Source organism: Streptomyces sp. NBC_00247 (assembly GCF_036188265.1).
Classification (GTDB): domain Bacteria; phylum Actinomycetota; class Actinomycetes; order Streptomycetales; family Streptomycetaceae; genus Streptomyces.
The window spans coordinates 3424772-3442805 of the sequence record NZ_CP108093.1; the positions used below are offsets into that span (position 1 = coordinate 3424772).

An 18034-nucleotide genomic window follows, 5' to 3' on the forward strand; every position below is an offset into this window, starting at 1 on the left:
GGTAGTTGTTCCGCAGAGGCATCGTGTTTCACGTGAAACGTCGCTCTCTGTTGCAGGGAATCATCGGCCGTGGCCGTGCGGCTGCCACGCCGCGGGACCGCAACCCCGAACGAGCTACCAAGTTGTCCACATCGGTGGAGCCATCCACAGAACAGCGGGCCTCGCTGGTTCACAACCCCGAAAGCATGGCAGGCTCTGCCTATTGCGAGCCTGAAGTCGAGGAGAGTGAATCCTTGCGGTCCGACGCCAACATCGCGGGACCGATGACCGATCCGGTCCCCGGTCCCCGTACCGAATCCCTGGGGGACGGTGTTTCACGTGAAACACCGCCGCCGATGGATGACACTCCTATTGGTCGTGCGGCCCAGCTGGCGGTGGAGGCCCTGGGCCGTGCCGGCGAGGGGCTGCCACGCCCTGACCGGACGCGCGTCATGGTGGTCGCCAACCAGAAGGGCGGTGTGGGCAAGACGACGTCGACCGTCAACCTTGCCGCCTCGCTCGCGCTGCACGGTGCCCGCGTTCTGGTGATCGACCTCGATCCGCAGGGGAACGCCTCAACGGCTCTGGGGATCGATCACCACGCCGAGGTCCCCTCGGTGTACGACGTCCTGGTGGAGAGCATGCCGCTCTCCGAAGTCGTGCAGCCCGTCCCGGACGTGGAAGGTCTTTTCTGCGCTCCCGCCACCATCGATCTCGCCGGTGCTGAGATCGAGCTGGTCTCCCTGGTGGCACGCGAGAGCCGTCTCCAGCGCGCCATTCAGGCCTACGAGCAGCCGCTCGACTACATCCTCATCGACTGTCCGCCCTCACTGGGCCTGCTGACGGTCAATGCGATGGTCGCCGGCGCCGAGGTGCTGATTCCCATTCAGTGCGAGTACTACGCGCTGGAGGGCCTGGGCCAGCTGCTGCGGAACGTTGAGCTGGTGCGCGGTCACCTCAACCCGAACCTTCACGTGTCCACGATTCTGCTCACCATGTACGACGGCAGGACTCGCCTCGCCTCCCAGGTCGCGGAGGAGGTACGCAGCCACTTCGGAAAGGAGGTGCTGCGGACGAGCATTCCGAGGTCGGTACGCATCTCGGAGGCCCCCAGCTACGGGCAGACCGTCCTGACGTACGATCCGGGGTCGAGCGGATCGCTGTCGTACCTTGAGGCGGCGCGTGAGATCGCGCTGCGGGGCGTGGGAGTGCAGTACGAGCCCCAGCCCGCCCACTTGGGCAATCAGAGCACCCAGCGGAGCATTTCGGAGGGCATCCAGTGAGTGACCGTCGTCGAGGGCTGGGGCGCGGGCTCGCTGCGCTGATTCCCGCAGCTCCTTCGGAGAAGCAGGTGGCGCCTATGGGTGCCGGTCAGGTGCTGGCGGCGGAGCGGGGAGTGCCGGCCGCGAAGCTCCCCCCTCTGCCAAACGGGCGCTTGGTGCCCGAGCCGAAGCCGGCGGAGCCGTCGGTGGAGCAGCCGGAGCCGGAGGCCGTAGGCGCGTACTTCGCCGAACTGCTGCCGGACTCGATCCGTCCCAACCCACAGCAGCCTCGTGAGGTGTTCGACGAAGCGGCGCTCGACGAGCTGATCATCTCCATCAAGGAGGTGGGCCTTCTCCAGCCCGTCGTCGTGCGCCAGGTGGGGGCCGACAGCTACGAGCTCATCATGGGCGAGCGGCGTTTGCGGGCCAGCCGGGAGGCGGGTCTGGAGCGTATCCCCGCGATCGTCCGGGCGACCGACGATGACAAGCTTCTGTTGGATGCGCTTCTGGAGAACCTGCACCGGGCTCAGCTCAACCCGTTGGAGGAGGCAGCCGCGTACTCCCAGCTGCTCAAGGAGTTCAACTGTACTCAGGAGCAGCTGGCCGACCGGATCGGCCGTTCAAGGCCTCAGGTCTCGAACACGCTGCGTCTGTTGCGTCTGCCTCTTTCCGTGCGGAGCCGGGTGGCCGCAGGGGTTCTCTCGGCCGGCCATGCGCGGGCGCTGCTCTCGCTGGAGGATCCCGAGCAGCAGGAGGAGCTTGCCCGCCGCATCGTTCGTGAAGGGCTCTCGGTCCGCTCGACCGAGGAAATCGTCAAGGTCATGGAGTCGAAGGACGACCGCCCCGCGAAGTCGAAGGGGCCGAGGGCGGGAAGTCTGGTCTCGCCCGCGCTGAGTGATCTGGCGTCACGACTTTCGGACCGGTTCGAGACTCGGGTGAAGGTCGACCTCGGCCAGAAGAAGGGGAAGATCGTGGTCGAGTTCGCTTCCATGGAGGACCTCGACCGTATTCTCGGCAGTCTCGCGCCGGGTGAGGGGCGTGTGCTGGAGCGCGGCACCTCCGCGAAGCCTGCTGAGGACGAAGCGGCGAGCTGACGCTTCCACCTCCCGCAGCGTGTAGAAGGACGGGCCCTTGAGGCCCGTCCTTTGCTCGTTCCCGGGTATGCGCTCCCTGTCTGCGTGGATACGATGCGTTCTGGTAGGGCGCATCTCCCCGGATCCAAGGAAGTGAGGGATCGCCTTCATGGGGCGTCGGCTCGTACCGCTCACCCTGGACAATCTTTCGGATCTCCCCCAGCGCTGTCGGTCGTGTGTCTTCTGGGAGCTGGACCCCGTGAGGGCTGACACCGCGGTCAAGGCAGGTACCACGGAGTCGGCCAAGGAATCCTGGCTCTCCGCCGTTCTCCTGGAATGGGGGTCCTGCGGGCGGCTGGTCCATGTCGACGATGTGCCGGTGGGCTATGTGCTCTACGCGCCGCCGGCTTACGTACCGCGTTCCATCGCCTTTCCCACCAGTCCGGTCTCACCGGACGCCGTTCAGCTGATCACCGGCTGGATCGACCCCGCGTACCAGCGGCAGGGGCTGGGAAGAGTCATGGTCCAGACGGTGGCGAAGGATCTTCTGCAGCGTGGCTTCAAGGCCATCGAGGCTTTCGGCGAGGCACGGTGGAAGGAACCTGCCTGTCTTCTTCCGGCGGATCACCTTCTGGCGGTGGGCTTCAAGACCGTGCGGCCCCACCCCGTCCATCCGCGTCTGCGACTGGATTTGCGTACGACGCTCTCCTGGAGGGAAGACGTCGAGCTGGCGTTGGACCGCCTGCTGGGAGCGGTGCAGAAGGAACCCGTGCTCCGGCCGCTCTGAAGTGCGGCGGAGCTCGGAGCACAGCAGAACGGGTCGGCCTCTTCATGAGGCCGACCCGTTTCACGTGAAACATGTTCCGCGCGGGCTGTCCGGCGCGCACGGAGCAGAGTGCTTACTCCGAGACGATGAAGTCTTCGAGGTCGCGGAGGATCGCGGCCTTGGGCTTGGCACCGACGATGGTCTTGGCGACCTCGCCACCCTGGTAGACGTTGAGAGTCGGAATGGACATCACGCCGTACTTGGCGGCGGTGTCCGGGTTCTCGTCGATGTTGAGCTTCACGATCTCGATCTCGCTGTGCTCAGCGGCGATGGCCTCCAAGGAGGGGGCGATCTGGCGGCACGGGCCGCACCAGGCAGCCCAGAAGTCCACGAGAACGGGCTTGCCGCTCTTCAGGACCTCTTCCTCGAAAGTAGCGTCGGTAACGTTCTTCAGCGTGCCGGCCACGGCGGCCTCCTTGTACACAGCGGGTGGGGGTGAGGGTGGAGCAGTTCAGACGGCCGGGGTCTTCTCCGGCTCGGCGAGCTTCTCGTCCGCCAGGGCGGCCAGGAAGCGTTCGGCGTCGAGGGCGGCCGAGCAGCCCGTACCGGCAGCGGTGATGGCCTGACGGTAGGTGTGGTCGACGACGTCGCCGGCACCGAAGACGCCCGTGATGTTGGTGCGCGTCGAGGGAGCCTGGACCTTGAGGTAACCCTCTTCGTCGAGGTCGAGCTGGCCCTTGAAGAGTTCGGTCCGCGGGTCGTGACCGACCGCGATGAAGAGGCCGGTGACCGCCAGCTCGGAGGTCTCACCGGTCTTGGTGTTGCGCAGGGTCAGACCGGACAGCTTCTGCTCCCCGTGGACCCCGGCGACCTCGCTGTCCCAGGCGAATTTGATCTTCGGGTCGGCGAAGGCACGCTCCTGCATCGCCTTGGAGGCGCGGAGAGTGTCACGGCGGTGGACGATCGTGACCGACTTCGCGAAGCGGGAGAGGAAGGTCGCCTCCTCCATGGCGGTGTCGCCGCCTCCGATCACCGCGATGTCCTGGTCCTTGAAGAAGAACCCGTCGCAGGTGGCGCACCAGGAGACACCGCGTCCGGAGAGAGCGTCCTCGTTCGGCAGGCCGAGCTTCCGGTGCTGGGACCCGGTCGTCACGATGACGGCCTTGGCACGGTGGACCGTACCGGCCGTGTCGGTGACCGTCTTGATCTCACCGGTCAGATCCACGGCGACCACGTCGTCCGGGATCAGCTCCGCGCCGAAGCGCTCCGCCTGAGCACGCATGTTGTCCATGAGGTCGGGGCCCATGATCCCGTCCTGGAAGCCGGGGAAGTTCTCCACGTCGGTGGTGTTCATCAACGCACCACCAGCGGTGACGGCACCCTCGAAGACCAGGGGCTTCAACGAGGCGCGAGCGGTGTACAGGGCGGCCGTGTACCCAGCCGGCCCGGAGCCGATGATGATCACATTACGGACGTCGCTCACGGGTGTCTTCCTCGTCTCTGCGGTCTGCCTACTGTCTGAGGTGGTCGGTTCAACGACTCTCACCCCACCCAACGGATCCTACGGGGCGTGCATTCCCGATCTCCCCGCGTGGCACGGGGCACCTCGGGTCAGGAGCGGGGGTAGGAGTGGGAGAACATCAGAGAGCCCGTACCCGAGGGATCGGACGCGGTGCAGCGGGCATCGACGAGGTAGGCGGTCACCAGAGTGCTGTCCGTCGGGTGGGAGAGGACCACGAGGTAGGTCTCGGTCCCCTCGTATTCACCCGACTCCGCCCCGAGGACGGCGTCGGTGCGTCCGAGCGCCCGCTGGACGCAGGCGGGTACGTAGGGCGCCGACAGCGGATCGCCGACCAGGGGTGTTGCCGAGGGGTGCGCCTCCTGCGCCGAGCTGTCGGGCTTCTCGGTGTGGCGGAGTGTGGGCGCGCTGTCCAGGAGGTCGCGCACCTGCTCGGGGAGTCTGGCTGCGGTGAACTCGCCGGCTTCTGACGCTGCAGCCGTCTGGGACGTCGGGCCTGCGGCCTTTGACGAGGCGTCGGACGAGAATGCCCTGTCGGGCAGGGCGTCGGCCGTCTGGAAGAGGAGGGTTCCCACGCCCAGAATCCCCGCGCCGAACGCGGCGCCGAGAACGATGCGGCGGCGGGACACCGAGGAACGACGGCCCGGACGCGTGAAGTCGGGCGACGGCCGGGTGGTGGAGCGGGATACCGAAGGGCCTTTGCGCTGCCGCTGAACCGCAGGATGGGCGTCCGTGATCCGCGCTGCTGGTTGCTCAGTCGTCTGCACCGCCGTTTCACCGCTCGATGTTTCACGTGAAACATCGAGGTCCTCGGAAGAAGCGCCCACGGCCACCCGGTCATGAGTACGCATCTCGGCGGCCAGAGCCGCGTCGATGCGCGCCGCGACATCGGAGGGCATGGGTGCGGGTAGCGGCATGGAGCCGAGCAGGGACTCGATCTCTTCGAGGGAGGACCGCACGTCCTCGCAGAGCACGCAGGAGAGGAGATGACGCCGGACTTCCGCGGCTCGGGGGAGGGAGAGAAGGCCCTCGCCCAGATCTGCGATCTCCGAGACGTCCGGGTGCTCAGTCGTACCGGTCGTGGATGTCATACGTGTCCGCCTCCGCCCTGCGCTGCGGCAGGATCATGCGCTCCCGCGTCCCTCGGCCCTGCTGCTCGTGGGACGGATGGACCTCGCGACAGGTTCCGTTCGGCACCCGTGGTGCCCTTGCCCGTCGGTGCGTCCTCTGCGTCACGGCCGCGCAGATGAGCCAGCAGCGGCAAGAGTCTGGCCCGACCGCGTGCGCAACGGCTTTTCACCGTGCCGTTCGGAACGCCGAGGAGCAGGGCCGCTTCCGCGACCGGATAACCCTGCATGTCCACGAGGACCAATGCGGCCCGCTGGTCGGCGGGGAGGGTCGCGAGCGCGGCCAGCAGCTCACGGTGCAGATCCTGGCGTTCGGCGGGTGCCTCGGCCGATTCGTGCGGCTCCAGCAGCTGATCGAGGCGCTCCGCGGTGTCCACCGGCGAGGTCCTGCGGGAAGCCGCCTTGCGAGCGCGGTCGAGGCAGGCGTTGACGGTGATCCGGTGCAGCCAGGTGGTGACGGCGGACTGCCCCCGGAAGGTGTGGGCGGACCGGAACGCCGAGACGAGGGCGTCCTGGACTGCGTCAGCCGCTTCCTCCCGGTCTCCGAGAGTCCGCAGCGCCACCGCCCAGAGGCGGTCCCGGTGGCGCCGCACCAGCTCACCGAAGGCGTCCGGTTCGCCCGCCACGTGCAGTGCCAGAAGTTCCTGGTCACCGATGCCGGCGAATATGGCGTCGTCCAACAGTGAGCCCCCGTCTCCCTGCGTACGTCAGCTGGTGACTTTGATCTCGGAGATCTTGCCCCGGTACTGCTTTCCACTGCCGGGCAGCTCGGTGAGCCAGACGAGAAGGTACCGCGACTGGACGGGGTTCTCGGGCTTGAGCGTCACGTTCGTTCCCGAGCCCGCGGCCACCTTGGTGAAGCCGTCGGGCATGGACGGTGGGGTGGCGTCTTCCGTGCTGCGCAGCTCGACCGAGGTCGTGCCGTCGAGGAAGGACACGTCCACCGAACCGACCTGCTGCACCTTGCCGAGGTCGAGGACGACTCCGACGCCTGTCTTGAGGGCGCCGAATTTCGCGGTGTAGTAGCTCTGCGTGGACCAGTAGGTGCTGGGGTCACCGTCGTAGGCGTTCTTTATCGCCTCCGGCTTCTCGCCGCCGTCGGTGCCGAGCGGGTCGTAGTCCCGGGCCGTCACGATGGGGACGGGCTTGCCGGAGACGAGGGCGTTCTTGTCGGTGCTGCCGCTGTCCGTCGTGCGGGTGGTGCCCGGCTCCTCGGTCTTCTTGTTGTCCAGGAGCGTCTCGGCGAGCTGCCAGCTGCCGAGACCCAGGGCAGCGATCAGCAGTGCGGAGACGGCCCACTTCAAGGCTCTGCCGGTGCGGCTCTGGAGCGGGGCCGGCGGCACGGCCATGACGGTCGGTGCCGTTGGCGCGGGACGGACGGACGGGCGTCCGTAGGTCCCCTGCTGGTAGGTGGTCCTCTGGTACTCGGGCGGAGCGGCGAAGGTCGGTTCGGGCGGCAGGATGCGCGGCATCGCGGCGACAGCCTTGGCGAGTTCGTCGGGGGTGGTGCAGGGCGGTTCCTGCCGCGAGGCCGTGGCACCGTCGTTGGCGAGCGCGCGCATGGCGAGCTCGGAGAGCCCGCGGTGGACCCCGGCCCGGACCTGGTCGGGGGCGATGAGGCCCATGCCCTTGGGCAGGCCGGCGAGTCCGTAGGCGTCGTTCTCGTAGGGCCACCGCTGCGTCAGCGCCGCGTACAGCAGGGCGCCGATGGCCTCGGTGTCCGTACGCAGCGGGCGCTCGGCCGTGACGCCGCGCAGCGCGGCGTCCACGGCGAGACCGCGGATGCGGTACTGCCCCGTAGAACTGCGCAGGACGGCGCCGGGCGTCAGGCGCAAGTGGGCGAGGCCCTCGCGGTGTGCGGCAGCCATGGCCTGGGAGAGCTGGCTCACGAGCTGGAACGCGTCGTGAGCCTCCATGGGGCCCGCGGCGAGCAGTGCGGTGAGCTCGACGGCGTCCGGGAGCCACTCGTGGACGACGTAGACGAAGTCGCCCTCCTCCACGGCGTCCAGCACCTGCACGAAACGGGGGTCGCCGAGCAGGGCGGAGGAGCGGGCCGCTGCCAGGACGGGCCGGGCGCGGGGATGGTTCGCCGTGAGCAGATGGACTCCCACCGCGCGCCGCAGCTTCTCGTCCATCGCCCGCCAGCTGCTGAAACCGTCCAGTCGGGTGACGCACTCCTCGAGCCGGTATCGCTTGGCCAGCTTGTGACCGCTGTGCAGGTCGGGTGCCGGTGGTTCCGCGGGGGAGCCGGCGTCCTTGTCGTCCACGCCGTCCGGGCTCTCGCCCGCCGCGTTCTTGGCTTCAGCCGTCCCGTCGGTCGTGGCCTCGTCCGCCTTGGCGGCCAGCGGCTCGTCGCCGCTGTTGTCGGCCACGTCGACGGCAGCCGTGCTACGTTCCGCCACCGTCGTTCCTGCCTCCCCATCCGTTGCGCGATGCCAGCCAGCTCTGCTCACAGTCACGCCAATTGTGCCCACACTCCGGCGCTATGCACGACACACGGAGAGCGGCGATGGTTGTGTGCTGCGGCTCTCGTTCAGCGGCCGAGCCGTCCCCGGACCATACCCATCAGCCCGTTCACCTCTTCGATCCGCATCTTCTTGGCCGCGGCGAAGAAGATGCCGAGCAGCAACAGACCGCCACAGATCAGCGCGACGACCGAACCGAGTACACCTTCGCCGAGAAGTTCGAGGAGTGCGACCCCGACCACGCCCCCGACGAGTGCGGCGGGGATCGCCGCCAGGCAGAGGCGGGCGTACGTACGGACGACGCGGGCGCCGTCCAGATCGCCGCCGAGGCGGTTGCGCAGCCGGCGCCAGGCGACGCCCACCCCGACCGCGTAGGCGAGGCCGTAGGACGCCGCCATGCCGACCACCGCCCAGCGGGCGGGGAGGACCAGGAAGCAGACGACCGACGCGGCGGCGTTGACGGTCGCCACGATGACCGTGTTGTAGAAGGGCGTGCGGGTGTCCTCGTACGCGTAGAAGCCGCGCAGCACGACGTACTGCACGGAGTACGGGATGAGGCCGAGGGCGAAGGCCATCAGGATGAAGCCCATCGACCGGGCCGCTTCGGAGCCGCTCGCTCCGTAGAGCAGGGTGCACATCGGCAGACCGAGCGCGAGGAAGCCGAAGGCGACCGGCACGATCGCGACGGCGGAATTTCTCAGCCCCTGGGAGATGTCGTCGCGGACCGCACCGGGATCGTTGTCGTGCGCGGCTCGTGCGATGCGGGGCAGCAGCGCGGCCATGACGGAGACGGTGATGATGGCCTGCGGCATGCCCCAGATGAGCTGGGCGTTGGAGTAGGCGAGGAAACCGGTGCCGTTCTGGCCGGAGGACTTGCCGGCCGAGGTGGCGAGCTGCGTGACGACCAGGACGCCCGCCTGGTTGGCGAGGACGAACAGCACGGTCCACTTGGCCAGCTTGATCGTCTTGCCGAGGCCGTGGCCCCTCCAGTCGAAGCGCGGCCGGAACCGGAAACCCGCCTCGCGCAGGTACGGGATCATCGCCAGTGCCTGCACGGTGAGGCCGAGCAGGGTGCCGATGCCCAGCAGGCGCACGCCGTCCGCCGGGATGGTCCGTACCCCCATCTGGGACTCGGCCGCGGTGCCGTAGACCCAGATGAAGAGGCCGAACGTGGTGATCATGACGATGTTGTTGAGGACCGGGGTCCACATCATCGCGCCGAATTTGCCGCGCGCGTTGAGGATCTGCCCCATCACGACGTGCACGCCCATGAAGAAGATCGTCGGCAGGCAGTAGCGCGCGAAGGTCACGGCCACACTGTTGGCGGCGGGATCGTTGGCGATGGGCAGGGACATCAGCCGGATGAGCAAGGGCGCGGCGAACACCGCCGCGGCCACGATCAGGCCGAGCGCGACCATCACCAGGGTGAGCAGACGGTTGGCGTACGCCTCACCGCCGTCCTCGTCGTCCTTCATGGAGCGGACGAGCTGGGGCACGAACACGGAGTTCAGGCCGCCACCGACGGTGAGGATGTAGATCATCGTCGGCAGCGTGTAGGCGATGGTGAAGCTGTCGCCGAGCAGGACGGCGCCGAGCGCCGCCGTGATGACGAGGCTCCGGACGAATCCGGTGAGCCGTGAGACCAGCGTGCCGGCGGCCATCAGGGCGCTGGACTTGAGCAGTCCCGAAGCCCGTCCTCCGGACTTCTGCGGCGCGGGTGCCTTGGCGGGCTCGGGCTCGGGACTGCCGGCGTGCCGGCCACCGCCGGAGCCTTCCTGGTCCCGGAAGAGGTGGGCGAACGCGTCCGGCTCCACTTCGTCCTCCGAGGCGCGGGTGACGAGGTCGTCGACGCCGACGAACTGGGTCGTCAGAGCGTCGTCGCCGTAGGGGAGGTGCCGGGAGGGCCCTGCGGGCTCCGGTGCGGGCGTCTGGGCCCAGAACCGGGGGTCCGGGGGGTACTGGGCCGCGGGAGGCTGCTGGTAGAGCGGCTGCGGCTCCTGGTAGGTGCCCGGGGGCGGCGGCGGATGGGAGGCCCGGTCGTACAGGGCTTCACCGACCGGGTCCTGGGCGGCGAGGTCCCGCGCCCGGTAGGGGTCGTGGTCGTAGGCGTGCTGGAGGTACGGGTCGGCCGGGGCCGTCCCGTCCGGTCCCGTCTCCGGGGGCACACGGTCGGCGCCCGTCCCGCCCGCGCCGTGCACGCGGTCACCGTCGTACGGCGCGTTCATCGAAACCCCACCTCATCGTCCCCGGCCGACCGGCCTCGACAGACATCGCTCAACGGTCCACTTTCTCACCCGTCCCGGACGGGTCCCCGCTTTCCGGCCCGGTGTCCGGTGCCGGGTCACTCGGCTGCTCGGGTTCGCCGCCGCCTCCTTCCGACGTGTCGCTTGCGACGGCACGCTTCCGGTGGCTGTACATCCTCACACCTGCCAGGACCAGCAGCAGCAGGCCACCGGCGATCACCAGCAGAACGGTCGGCGTCAGCTCGGAGACCTTCACGGTGAAGGTCATCTCGTCGCCGTACGGGGTCCCGTCCTGAGTGAAGAGGCGGGCTTTGATCTGGACCTGGCCGTTGACGTTGGCGTCCGCGTCGAACTTCACCGACTGGCTGTGCCCGCCCGCGATCGCCACCGGCTGCTGCGCGACCGCGCCGCCGTCGTTGAGTTTGAGACGAGTGGCGTTGTCGGAGGTCAGCCGGAGTACCAGATGATCGACCCCCTGCAGCAGCTGGTTCTGCACGGTGACCGGGATCGTAGCGCTACGCCCGGAGAGGGTGACGTCCGACTTGGCGATCAGGTTCACCTGGCCGACGAGCCCTTGGAGGTAGGTCCGCACCGCGTCACGGTATTTCTGGGCCTCCAGCGATTTTCCTCGCCAGGAGGTCGACATGGAGCGGTTGATGGCGTTGCCGAAGGGCGTCACCACCCGTTCGGGCTGGGTCAGGATGACCTGGAAGCTGTTCAGCGAATCCTGGATTCCCCTGATGTCCTGGAATGCCTGAGTGGGCAGTTCCTGACTGCGGAGCTTTTTCGGGTAGGCCGACGAGCTTGGCACCTTGGTGGTCGCTCTGGAGTCCGGTTTCACCTCGGCTGCCGCCACGAGGTCCAGCGACTGGGTCCAGCGGTCGTCGTCCAGCGCCCGGAGGGCGCGGGCCATGGTCTGCGCCTGTGCGGCGGTGGGCATCCGCTGAGGAGCCACCACGATGCTGCGTTCCTTGTCCTCGTCCTGCTTGGTGAGAGCCAGGGTCTGGGAGAGGAAGTTCTGGACGGCGAGAGTGGAGCGTTCGCCCCCCGTCATGTCACCGCCGAAGACGGTGGAGAGGCGGTAGTCGGCCACCACGGCGCTCGTGCCGCCGCCGATGGGCCGGGCCGCCGTCGGCGTGTACATCAGGTTGCCGGTTTCCGCGAGGCTGTCGCTGCGGGCGATCACCTTGTGGGCTCCGGCCGAGGTGGCGACGTCGACGATCGACGGATCGATGGCACCGTCCACGGGCCACGCGAAGTCGGTGGTCGGCGTGGTGTGCAGAACCGTCTCCACCGTGGTCGTCGCCGCTTCGGTGGCGGTCTGCAGATGGCTGAGAGTGCCCGAGACGTTCTTGCCCCGGTGCGCGATGGACGCGAGGTCGGGGTCGGCGAACGGAAGGGCGACGATCTTGTCGCCGCTCACGGCCTTCTGCAGGGCGTCGAGCCACTTTTTCGCGACGTCCTGGCTGGTGCCCGGGACGGTGGTGTCCCCGGACCTGACCCGGTAGGTCCCCGCCATCGCGTCGACGCTTGCCAGCAGATCCGGATCGATCACCCAGGTCACCGGCAGATCGCTGCCCAGGGACACCAGCTGTTCCAGCCGGCCTCCGGGCTTCAGCTCGTCTGCCAGCTCGTCGTCCTGGAACACCGGGGTCTGCTGCTCGTCCGAAGCGGTCTCGGCCGTGATGTGCGCGGAGGCGATCAAGGGCCAGAGGAAGGTGAGCTTGGACTTGGCGTCGCTCTCATCCGGCTCCCAGGGGAGGAAGGTGCGCTGAATGCCGAGGACACGCTCGTAGGAGCTGCTGGAGGTCTGGCCCGTCAGGGAGACGGCGAGCTGATAGACGCCGGCGGAGTCCAGTGGCAGCTTGTCGACCGGGACGGAGATCGAGAAGTCCTGGCTGACGCCCTTGCGGAGCGAGGACACCTCCAGGGTGTACGGATCGCCGAGAGGTTCCGCGTCGACACCCGGCAGGTATCCGGTCCGCTTGGCGTTCGCATCGATCGAGGAACGTCCGGAGAGCCTCGGGCCGACACGGAGGTCCACCTCGGCCTCGTCGATCGTCTCGCTGCCCCTGTTGGTCAGGGTGCCGGAGACGACCAGCGTGTCCCCTTCCACCGGTGCGCTGGGGGTGAGCGAGTTCAGTGAGACATCGACCGTGCTGGAGACGGGGGCGGCCTTCTCCACCGTGCCGGTGGGCGGGGCCGCTGCCGCCGGTCCTGCCAGCAGACCGGTCGCCAGGGGCACCCCCAGCATCACGGACGCTGTACGCCTCATCCACCGGCGAGCAGGAGAGGGATGTGTCCCCTGAGAGTCTGCCGCCTCGGCCACGCGTGTACCCGTCCCTCGTCGTCGTCAGCTGGGGGTGTCGATCGCTGTCGGTTCTGCGTCCCCGCATGGTAACGAGGTGCGCTGTGGCGGAGTGCTCCGGACCGCCCCTCATGATCGGCAGAGTCTCGCAGGGCTCACGGAAACGATGACGCCCGGGCCGGTGCGTGCACGTACCCTTTTCTGTTGTGCCGAACGCCAACGAAGACAAGTCCAGCGCCCTGAGCCAAACGGAGCCCCGTGAGGCCGGCGAACCGCTGCGGGTCTCCCCCGTCGCCGATGAGCTCGCCCGCCGCTTCGAGGAAGCGGGGTTCGCCCTTGCCCTGGTCGGTGGCTCGGTCCGGGACGCACTGCTCGGGCGGCTCGGGAACGACCTCGACTTCACCACCGACGCTCGCCCGGAGGATGTACTCAAGATCGTCCGCCCCTGGGCCGACTCCGTCTGGGAGATCGGGATCGCCTTCGGCACGGTGGGCTCGCAGAAGGACGGTTACCAGGTCGAGGTCACGACCTACCGTTCGGAGGCGTACGACCGGACCTCCCGGAAGCCCGAAGTCTCTTACGGAGACTCCATCGAGGACGATCTGGTCCGCCGGGACTTCACGGTCAACGCGATGGCCGTCGCGCTTCCGCGGAATGAGTTCATCGACCCGCACGGCGGGATGAAGGACCTCGCCGACCGGGTCCTGCGCACTCCGGGGACACCCGAAGCGTCCTTCTCCGACGACCCGCTCCGCATGCTGCGGGCCGCACGGTTCGCCGCGCAGCTCGACTTCGAGGTGGCCCCCGAGGTCGTCGCGGCCATGACGGAGATGGCGGAGCGCATCGAGATCGTCTCGGCGGAGCGTGTCCGGGAGGAGCTCAACAAACTGCTCCTCTCCGAGCACCCCCGCAAGGGACTGGGGCTGCTGGTCGACACGGGGCTGGCGCGATACGTGCTGCCGGAACTGCCGGCACTCCGGCTGGAAAGTGACGAGCATCACCGCCACAAGGACGTCTACGAGCACTCCCTGACCGTGCTGGAGCAGGCGATCGACCTGGAGGAGAACGGTCCGGACCTGGTGCTGCGACTGGCCGCGCTGCTCCACGACATCGGCAAGCCCCGGACCCGGCGCTTCGAGAAGGACGGCCGCGTCTCCTTCCACCATCACGAGGTGGTCGGCGCCAAGATGGTCAAGAAGCGGCTGACGGAGCTGAAGTACTCCAACGACATGGTCAAGGACGTCTCGCGGCTGGTCGAACTCCACCTTCGCTTCCACGGTTACGGCGACGGTGAGTGGACTGATTCCGCCGTCCGCCGGTACGTACGCGATGCGGGACCCCTGCTGGAGCGGCTCCACAAGCTCACGCGATCGGACTGCACGACCAGGAACAAGCGCAAGGCGAACGCGCTCTCGCGGACGTACGACGCCCTGGAGGAGCGCATCGCGCTGCTCCAGGAGCAGGAGGAGCTGGACTCCATCCGCCCTGACCTGGACGGAAACGCGATCATGCGGATTCTCGACGTCGGCCCGGGGCCCGTCATCGGTCAGGCGTACGCGTTTCTGCTGGAGCTGCGCCTGGAGAACGGCCCGATGGGTGAAGAGGCCGCTGCCGCGGCTCTCGTCGAGTGGTGGCGGACCCAGGGCTGAGCCCGTGGCCGCTTCCGCGGTGGTGTTTCACGTGAAACACCACCGCGACGAGTGGTGTCGGACGGGCCACGGACAGTGATGTTTCACGTGAAACGAGAGTTCGACGCGCGGGGTCAGGGAGCGGTGGTGGCGGTGTGCCGCCACCGGAACATCGTCACGGCGACGACCGCGTACAGCACCGCTACTCCGGTGACCACGAAGACGGACCTGCCGTCCGACGGCAGTACGAGCGCGGAGACACCTGCCGCGCTCACGAACGCCACATTGAAGAGGACGTCGTAGAGGGAGAAGACACGCCCTCGGTACGCGTCGGCCACCGACGTCTGTACCACCGTGTCCGTCGCGATCTTGGAGCCCTGAGTGGCCATGCCCAGCACGAACGCCGCGACCATCATCGGCGCGAGAGTGAAGGACAGGCCCAGGGCGGGTTCCAGGACGGCTGCGGCCCCCGCGCAGGTGACGATCCATCCGTATCGGCCGAACCGGCCCACGGCCCAGGGCGTCACGACCGCGGCGACGAAGAATCCCGCCCCGGAGATGCCCAGCGCAAGCCCGAGCAGCGCCAGCCCCTCGGACTCGTCGTCCGACCAGGTGTAGCGGCAGAGCATGAGCACCATGACCGTCAGAGCCCCGTAACAGAAGCGGAGAACCGTCATGGCCATCAGCGCACGGCCCGCGTCCTTGCGGTCCACCAGATGTCGCATGCCCGCGACGAGCCCTCGTGCGGTGACGCCCATCGCCGCGCGCAGGCGCAACACGCTCTCCCGGGTGTCGGGTCCCAGCAGCTTCGGGGGCAGGGTCAGGGAGACCAGGGCCGAGAACAGATAGAGCAGAGCGCCCAGCAGGACCACCGCGGCGTCGGAGCCGTCGGCCACCAGGCGGACGGCGAAGGCAAGTCCGCCGCCGGCCGTGGCCGCCAGTGTTCCAGCGGTCGGGGAGAGCGAGTTGGCGAGTACGAGCCGGTCGGCGTCGACGACGCGTGGCAGGGCGGCGGAGAGCCCGGCGAGGACGAAGCGGTTGACCGCCGTGACGCAGAGCGCCGACGCGTAGAAGAGCCAGTCGGGCACCGAGCCGAGGATGAGCAGCGCGGTACAGCAGGCGAGGGCGGCTCTGAGCAGGTTCCCGTGGAGGAAGATCTGGCGGCGCGGCCAGCGGTCGAGCAGTACGCCGGCGAACGGCCCGACCAGGGAGTAGGGAAGGAGTAGGACCGCCATGGCCGAGGCGATGGCGCCGGCCGACGCTTGCTTCTCGGGCGAGAAGACGACGTGCGCGGCCAGCGCGACCTGGTACACGCCGTCCGCCGCCTGGGAGAGGAGCCGCACGGCGAGGAGGCGACGGAAGTTCCGAAGGCGCAGGAGTATGCGCAGATCACGCGCGACAGCCATGTGAGCAAGGGTCACATACGCCGAAGGTCCCCGAGCGCGCGGCTCGGGGACCTTGGACGTCAGGCGTGTGAGGAGGCGTTGCCGCACCCGCTCACGGCGACGCTGTCAGCCGTTCGGCCGGATCAGCGCTCGACCTCGCCGGCGATGAACTTCTCGACGTTCTCGCGAGCCTCGTCGTCGAAGTACTGGACCGGCGGGGACTTCATGAAGTACGAGGAAGCGGAGAGGATCGGGCCACCGATGCCCCGGTCCAGCGCGATCTTCGCGGCACGGACGGCGTCGATGATGACACCGGCCGAGTTCGGGGAGTCCCACACCTCGAGCTTGTACTCCAGGTTCAGCGGGACGTCACCGAAGGCGCGGCCTTCGAGGCGGACGTACGCCCACTTGCGGTCGTCCAGCCACGCCACGTAGTCCGAAGGACCGATGTGGACGTTGTCGGCACCGAGCTCGCGGTCACGGATCTGCGAGGTGACGGCCTGCGTCTTCGAGATCTTCTTGGACTCCAGGCGCTCACGCTCGAGCATGTTCTTGAAGTCCATGTTGCCGCCGACGTTCAGCTGCATCGTGCGGTCCAGGACGACGCCCCGGTCCTCGAAGAGCTTGGCCATCACGCGGTGCGTGATGGTAGCGCCGACCTGCGACTTGATGTCGTCGCCGACGATCGGGACACCGGCCTCGGTGAACTTGTCCGCCCACTCCTTGGTGCCGGCGATGAAGACCGGGAGGGCGTTGACGAACGCGACCTTGGCGTCGATGGCGCACTGGGCGTAGAACTTCGCCGCGACCTCGGAACCGACGGGGAGGTAGCAGACGAGAACGTCGACCTGCTTGTCCTTGAGGACCTGGACGATGTCCACGGGGGCCTCGGCGGACTCCTCGATCGTCTGGCGGTAGTACTTGCCCAGACCGTCGTGGGTGTGGCCGCGCTGGACGGTGATGCCGGTGGTGGGCACGTCCGCGATCTTGATGGTGTTGTTCTCGCTGGCACCGATGGCGTCCGCGAGGTCGAGGCCGACCTTCTTCGCGTCGACGTCGAAGGCAGCGACGAACTCGACGTCACCGACGTGGTATTCGCCGAACTGGACATGCATCAGACCGGGCACCTTGCCGGCCGGATCGGCGTCCTTGTAGAACTCGACGCCCTGCACCAGTGAGGCGGCGCAGTTGCCCACGCCGACGATGGCTACGCGAACCGAACCCATTCCGGTTGCTCCCTGTGTGTAATGGTGGTCCCGACGAAGGCTCCCGCGATGTGCGGGGACTCCGTCAGGCGGTGTCATCGGACGGATCCGGCGGGGTGTCAGCCCGGCGCCGGGGCAGGCCGCCCGTTTCCTCTGCTGTGTCCTGCTGAGGGGAGCCCTCGGGTGCGGACCGTCGCCGGTCCCGTCCCGAGCGCTCGCTCTCGATGAGCTCGTTCAGCCAGCGCACTTCGCGCTCCACGGACTCCATGCCGTGTCGCTGCAGCTCAAGTGTGTAGTCGTCGAGTCGTTCACGGGTGCGGGCGAGAGAGGCGCTCATCTTCTCCAGGCGCTCTTCCAGCCTGCTGCGGCGGCCTTCCAGGACGCGCATCCGCACATCGCGTTCGGTCTGGCCGAAGAAGGCGAAGCGAGCGGCGAAGTGCTCGTCCTCCCAGGCGTCCGGTCCGGTGTGCGAGAGCAGCTCCTCGAAGTGCTCCTTGCCCTCCGCCGTCAACCGGTACACGATCTTCGCCCTGCGCCCCGCGAGTGAAGAAGCGGGCGTCGGGAGATCGGCCGGGGCGGTGCTCGGCTCCTCGATCAACCAGCCACTGGCGACCAGCGTCTTGAGGCAGGGATAGAGGGTGCCGTAGCTGAAGGCACGGAAGATGCCCAGCGAGGTGTTGAGGCGTTTGCGCAGCTCATAGCCGTGCATCGGGGACTCACGGAGCAGTCCGAGGACAGCGAACTCGAGGATGCCGGAGCGTCTGCTCATCTTCGCCTCCTCCGCTGCCGGGTGGTCCCGTGATGTTCGAGCGGCTTGCTTATGCCGCCCTGATGTATCGACTCGATACATCAGCACGATAGATCGGTCCGCAGGGTTCGACAAGGGCTGCCTTCGTGAACGGCGTCACATCACTAATTCGTAGCAAGCGACTTGCGTCATTTGGGGTGAAGTTCGGCCCTAGATGGGTTTTGACCGTGCGTAGTCTGTCCGGCATGCAGATCACCGGGAACCGCGAGGCGCCTTCGTGCGTCAGTCTTCGCGGACTGCCGGATGTACTGCGGGTGAGCCTTCCG

At 68.0% G+C, this 18034-nt stretch carries 14 protein-coding genes; 4 read left to right on the forward strand and 10 right to left on the reverse strand.

Features of this window, described 5'->3' with window-relative positions; all coding sequences use genetic code 11:
- The first annotated feature begins 185 nt into the window (after window positions 1-185).
- The 3 genes from OHT52_RS14560 to OHT52_RS14570 all read left to right on the forward strand — a co-directional run bounded on the left by OHT52_RS14560 (window position 186) and on the right by OHT52_RS14570 (window position 3101).
- Window positions 186-1262 carry a ParA family protein gene (locus tag OHT52_RS14560; RefSeq protein WP_328723741.1) on the forward strand — a complete coding sequence of 359 codons (1077 nt, stop codon included), beginning with the start codon at window positions 186-188 and terminating at the stop codon, window positions 1260-1262.
- A complete protein-coding gene (locus OHT52_RS14565; RefSeq protein WP_328720574.1) occupies window positions 1259-2335 on the forward strand; it encodes a ParB/RepB/Spo0J family partition protein in 1077 nt (358 codons plus the stop codon). The genes OHT52_RS14560 and OHT52_RS14565 overlap by 4 nt, the downstream gene beginning before the upstream one ends.
- Window positions 2336-2483: 148 nt before the next feature.
- Window positions 2484-3101 carry a GNAT family N-acetyltransferase gene (locus OHT52_RS14570; RefSeq protein ID WP_328720575.1) on the forward strand — a complete coding sequence of 206 codons (618 nt, stop codon included), beginning with the start codon at window positions 2484-2486 and terminating at the stop codon, window positions 3099-3101.
- Window positions 3102-3213: 112 nt separating this feature from the next.
- On the opposite strand, the gene trxA is transcribed toward OHT52_RS14570, so the two are convergent.
- The 7 genes from trxA to OHT52_RS14605 all read right to left on the reverse strand — a co-directional run bounded on the left by trxA (window position 3214) and on the right by OHT52_RS14605 (window position 12763).
- Window positions 3214-3546 (reverse strand): thioredoxin, encoded by a 333-nt coding sequence (gene trxA / locus OHT52_RS14575; protein WP_328723742.1) that lies wholly within the window; start codon window positions 3544-3546, stop codon window positions 3214-3216.
- 45 nt (window positions 3547-3591) lie between these two features.
- Window positions 3592-4563, reverse strand: coding sequence for a thioredoxin-disulfide reductase (gene trxB / locus OHT52_RS14580; RefSeq protein ID WP_328720576.1), 972 nt, complete (start codon window positions 4561-4563; stop codon window positions 3592-3594).
- A 128-nt stretch (window positions 4564-4691) separates the two neighbouring features.
- Window positions 4692-5690 carry a hypothetical protein gene (locus OHT52_RS14585; RefSeq protein ID WP_328720577.1) on the reverse strand — a complete coding sequence of 333 codons (999 nt, stop codon included), beginning with the start codon at window positions 5688-5690 and terminating at the stop codon, window positions 4692-4694.
- Window positions 5687-6406, reverse strand: a complete 720-nt coding sequence (gene sigM / locus OHT52_RS14590; RefSeq protein WP_328720578.1) for an RNA polymerase sigma factor SigM — start codon at window positions 6404-6406, stop codon at window positions 5687-5689. The genes OHT52_RS14585 and sigM overlap by 4 nt, the downstream gene beginning before the upstream one ends.
- Window positions 6407-6433: 27 nt before the next feature.
- Window positions 6434-8128, reverse strand: coding sequence for a protein kinase family protein (locus tag OHT52_RS14595; RefSeq protein ID WP_328720579.1), 1695 nt, complete (start codon window positions 8126-8128; stop codon window positions 6434-6436).
- A 131-nt stretch (window positions 8129-8259) separates the two neighbouring features.
- A complete protein-coding gene (murJ, locus tag OHT52_RS14600; protein WP_328720580.1) occupies window positions 8260-10416 on the reverse strand; it encodes a murein biosynthesis integral membrane protein MurJ in 2157 nt (718 codons plus the stop codon).
- Between the two features lie 49 nt (window positions 10417-10465).
- Window positions 10466-12763: a DUF6049 family protein gene (locus OHT52_RS14605; RefSeq protein ID WP_328720581.1), complete on the reverse strand. Its 2298-nt coding sequence runs from the start codon at window positions 12761-12763 to the stop codon at window positions 10466-10468.
- Between the two features lie 185 nt (window positions 12764-12948).
- Between OHT52_RS14605 and OHT52_RS14610 the strand changes: the two genes are divergently transcribed.
- The gene (locus tag OHT52_RS14610) at window positions 12949-14391 is read left to right on the forward strand and encodes a CCA tRNA nucleotidyltransferase (RefSeq protein WP_328720582.1); all 1443 of its coding nucleotides are present in this window, start codon (window positions 12949-12951) and stop codon (window positions 14389-14391) included.
- Between the two features lie 113 nt (window positions 14392-14504).
- On the opposite strand, the gene OHT52_RS14615 is transcribed toward OHT52_RS14610, so the two are convergent.
- From OHT52_RS14615 to OHT52_RS14625, 3 genes are all read right to left on the reverse strand, one after another.
- Window positions 14505-15776 carry an MFS transporter gene (locus tag OHT52_RS14615; protein WP_328720583.1) on the reverse strand — a complete coding sequence of 424 codons (1272 nt, stop codon included), beginning with the start codon at window positions 15774-15776 and terminating at the stop codon, window positions 14505-14507.
- 122 nt (window positions 15777-15898) lie between these two features.
- Window positions 15899-16981: an inositol-3-phosphate synthase gene (locus OHT52_RS14620; protein ID WP_328720584.1), complete on the reverse strand. Its 1083-nt coding sequence runs from the start codon at window positions 16979-16981 to the stop codon at window positions 15899-15901.
- A 64-nt stretch (window positions 16982-17045) separates the two neighbouring features.
- Window positions 17046-17729, reverse strand: coding sequence for a PadR family transcriptional regulator (locus OHT52_RS14625; protein ID WP_328720585.1), 684 nt, complete (start codon window positions 17727-17729; stop codon window positions 17046-17048).
- Window positions 17730-18034: the final 305 nt, after the last annotated feature.

Excerpts from the sequence above, each read along its gene's own strand:
- OHT52_RS14560 (WP_328723741.1), top strand. The coding sequence starts at position 186 with ATGGCAGGCTCTGCCTATTGCGAGCCTGAAGTCGAGGAGAGTGAATCC.
- OHT52_RS14570 (WP_328720575.1), top strand. The coding sequence starts at position 2,484 with ATGGGGCGTCGGCTCGTACCGCTCACCCTGGACAATCTTTCGGATCTC.
- OHT52_RS14585 (WP_328720577.1), bottom strand. The coding sequence starts at position 5,690 with ATGACATCCACGACCGGTACGACTGAGCACCCGGACGTCTCGGAGATC.
- murJ (WP_328720580.1), bottom strand. The coding sequence starts at position 10,416 with ATGAACGCGCCGTACGACGGTGACCGCGTGCACGGCGCGGGCGGGACG.
- OHT52_RS14615 (WP_328720583.1), bottom strand. The coding sequence starts at position 15,776 with ATGGCTGTCGCGCGTGATCTGCGCATACTCCTGCGCCTTCGGAACTTC.
- OHT52_RS14620 (WP_328720584.1), bottom strand. The coding sequence starts at position 16,981 with ATGGGTTCGGTTCGCGTAGCCATCGTCGGCGTGGGCAACTGCGCCGCC.
- OHT52_RS14625 (WP_328720585.1), bottom strand. The coding sequence starts at position 17,729 with ATGAGCAGACGCTCCGGCATCCTCGAGTTCGCTGTCCTCGGACTGCTC.